Below are 3,090 nucleotides of genomic sequence, written 5' to 3'. Positions count from 1 at the left end.
CTTCGTCTTCATCGCCCACGACCTCGCTGTCGTACGGCACTTCTCACAGCGTGTAGCGGTCATGTACCTCGGTAGGATCGTGGAGATCGCCGACCGCGACGACCTGTACGGCAACCCGCGCCACCCCTACACCCGGGCCCTGCTGTCCGCCGTACCCGAGGCGACGGTGGACGAGACCCCCGCCCGCGAGCGCATCCGGCTCCAGGGCGACGTCCCGTCCCCGATCAACCCGCCCTCCGGCTGCCGCTTCCGCACCCGCTGCTGGAAGGCGACCGACAAGTGTGCCACCGAGGCTCCCCCGCTGGTGCAGGTGGAGGGAAACAAGCCCGGCCATCTGACCGCCTGTCACTACCCTGAGACAGCCGACGCCGCGCCGGCGTCCCGTCTCTCCAAGAGCCCCGAGGCGGCGGCCTGACACACCCCTTTCCGTCAGCCGCCCCCTTGTCGGAACGGACTTTCCCGGCCCATTGACCCGAGCCCATGAACGTCCGCTCCAGGGGAACGAGGGCCCGTGCACCTGGTGCACGGGCCCTTACCCGTCGAGCGTAGGGTGCCCCCTCGTGGCTCTCTCTTCGGACTCTTCGGACGCACCGCCGTTGTGGCGCGAGGGGCAGTTCGTCCTGCTGATGTGCGCGCGGATCGTCTCCGTCCTGGGCAACGGATTCGCGCGGGTGGCGCTCGCGTTCGCGGTGCTCTCACTGCCCGGGAGCAGTGCGGGCCGGCTGTCGCTGGTGCTGGCCTGCCAGGCCCTGCCGCAGCTGGTGTTCATCCTGGCGGGCGGGGTCATCGCGGACCGGATGTCCCGGTCGCGGCTGATGGTCCTGGCCGATCTGCTGGGAGCCGCCTCGTACACGGGGCTGGCCGCGATGGTGCTCACCGGTCACGCGCCGCTGACGGCCCTGTGTCTGTTCGCGGTGGCGGCGGGCACGGCCACCGCGATGTTCGCCCCGGCGATGGACGGCCTGGTGCCGTCGGTGGTGCCCGCGGGCCGGCTGCAGCGGGCCAACGGGATGCTGCGGGTCGGCACCAACAGCTCGCTGCTGCTGGGCCTCGCGCTGTCCGGGGTGACCGTGGCGCTGGTGGGCGCCGGCTGGGCGCTCGCGATCAACGCCGCGTCGTTCGTCGTCAGCGCGGCGCTGACCGCACGGCTGCGGGTGGCCCCGCGTCCGCGCGGGAAGTCGTCGGGGTGGGCCGATCTCCGCGAGGGCTGGCGGGAGTTCGCCTCCCGGCAGTGGCTGTGGGTCGTGGTCGCGCAGTACGCGGTCGTGGTCGCCGCGCTCAACGCCAACGTCGGGGTCCTGGGCCCGCTCACCGCCGAGCAGCACCTCGGCGGCGCGCGCAGCTGGTCGGTGATCGTGGCCGCGCAGGCCGTGGGCACCATCGCGGGGGCGGGCCTCGCCGCCCGGGTACGGGTGCGCCGGCCCCTTCTGGTGGCGGTGCTCTGCACGTTCCCGGCCGCCGTGCCGATCGCGCTGCTCGGCGCCGAGGCACCGGTGTGGCTGATCGCCGCGGCCATGTTCGGCGCCGGCGTCGCGAGCGACGTCTTCGGTGTGCTGTGGGCGACCACGATCCAGCGCGAGATCCCGGAACAGGTCCTGTCCCGGGTCAGCTCCTACGACTGGTTCGGCTCGCTCGCCTTCGCCCCGCTCGGCCTGCTCGTCGCCGGCCCCGTGGCGGCCGCCGTCGGCACCGGGCCGGCGCTGGCGGGCTGCGCGGGCGTGGTCGTCCTGGCCACCGCGGCGGCCCTGCTCTCCCCGCAGGTACGGACGCTGCGCTCCGATGCCGTGGCGCCGTCCCGGGCGCCGTCCGCCGCGGGGGCCGCCGCGCCGAGCGACTCCTCGGGGCCGTAACTCACGTACGCCTCCTACCTGTTGGATGACCGATCCCGCGTCCGGGGCGGTCCGCGTGTGGCAGACTGCCGCGATGGTCGATCGGTCGTTCGGTGATCCATCGCTTGCCGCGTTGTACGACTCCCTCCATCCGTGGGGGCCGGGCGACGACTTCTGTCACGGCTACGTCATGGGCGCCGAGTCGGTGCTGGACGTCGGGTGCGGGACCGGACGGCTGCTCGGGCGGGCGCGGGCCGAGGGGCACCGGGGGCGGCTGACCGGACTCGATCCGGCGGCGGCCATGCTGGTGCGGGCCCGGCGGCGCGAACCGCGGGTCGAGTGGGTGCTCGGGGATCTGCGCAGCCAGCTGTGGGACGGCGAGTTCGACCTGGTCGTGATGACCGGCCATGTCTTCCAACTGCTCCTCGGCGACGAGGAGGTGAGGGACGCCCTGAAGGCGGTGCGCGGGGCGCTCGGGTACCGCGGGCGGTTCGTCTTCGAGACCCGGAACCCGACGGCCCGGGAGTGGGAGACCTGGACGCCGGACCGGGTGCGGGAGGTCACCGGACCGGACGGCGGGACCGTACGGGTGTGGCGGGAGACCGAGGAGCCCGCGGGTGACCGGGTGACGTTCACCGAGACCTTCGTCGGGCGGCGGCTGCACGAGGTCAGCCGCTCCACCCTCCGCTTCGTCGACCCCGGAACCCTCTCCGGCCTCCTCGCCGAGGCGGGCCTCGGGGTCGTCGAACGCTACGGCGACTGGCGGCGGGGGCCGTGCACCCCCACCGGCCCGGAGATCATCACCGTGGCGGCTCCGGTCTAGTCCTCTGACTCCTCCAGCGCCGCCAGTGCCGGATCCAGGACTATGTCCTCGTCGCGGGCCTCGATCGTGGGGTCCTCCGGGAAGTGGCAGGCGGTGAGGTGGCCCTCGCGGTTGCCGGAGATCTGGACCAGCGGGGGCTCCTCCGTCGCGCACTTGTCCTGCGCCTTCCAGCACCGGGTGCGGAAGCGGCAGCCGGACGGCGGCGAGATCGGCGAGGGCACGTCACCGGCCAGCCGGATCCGCTCCCGCCGCTCCTGGTCGTCGCCGGACAGGTTCACTTCCGGTACGGCGGACAGCAGGGCGTGGGTGTACGGGTGCCGGGGGCGGGTGTAGATGGAGTCCCGGTCGCCGACCTCGATGATCTTGCCGAGGTACATGACCGCGACGCGCTGCGAGAAGTGCCGTACGACAGCGAGGTCGTGGGCGATGAACAGGAAC

General features: G+C 73.1%; 4 protein-coding genes. 3 read left to right on the top strand and 1 reads right to left on the bottom strand.

Going from position 1 to position 3,090, the window contains the following annotated elements:
- From ABZ896_RS52415 to ABZ896_RS52405, 3 genes are all read left to right on the top strand, one after another.
- A partial coding sequence (locus ABZ896_RS52415) for an oligopeptide/dipeptide ABC transporter ATP-binding protein (protein WP_360946527.1) occupies positions 1-415 on the top strand: 415 nt, incomplete at its 5' end.
- Between the two features lie 145 nt (positions 416-560).
- Positions 561-1,850 carry an MFS transporter gene (locus ABZ896_RS52410; protein WP_360946525.1) on the top strand — a complete coding sequence of 430 codons (1,290 nt, stop codon included), beginning with the start codon at positions 561-563 and terminating at the stop codon, positions 1,848-1,850.
- Between the two features lie 73 nt (positions 1,851-1,923).
- The gene (locus ABZ896_RS52405) at positions 1,924-2,652 is read left to right on the top strand and encodes a methyltransferase domain-containing protein (protein ID WP_360946523.1); all 729 of its coding nucleotides are present in this window, start codon (positions 1,924-1,926) and stop codon (positions 2,650-2,652) included.
- On the opposite strand, the gene ABZ896_RS52400 is transcribed toward ABZ896_RS52405, so the two are convergent.
- The coding region (locus ABZ896_RS52400) for an ABC transporter ATP-binding protein (RefSeq protein WP_360946521.1) at positions 2,649-3,090 on the bottom strand (442 nt) is incomplete at its 5' end. The two genes, ABZ896_RS52405 and ABZ896_RS52400, sit on opposite strands and share 4 nt — an antisense overlap.

Origin of the sequence: Streptomyces sp. NPDC047072 (genome assembly GCF_040643855.1) — a bacterium.
In the GTDB taxonomy this organism is placed as follows: Bacteria; Actinomycetota; Actinomycetes; order Streptomycetales; family Streptomycetaceae; genus Streptomyces.
Note: the sequence above shows the minus strand (reverse complement) of the source record. Positions and strands in the feature narration are given on the sequence as shown.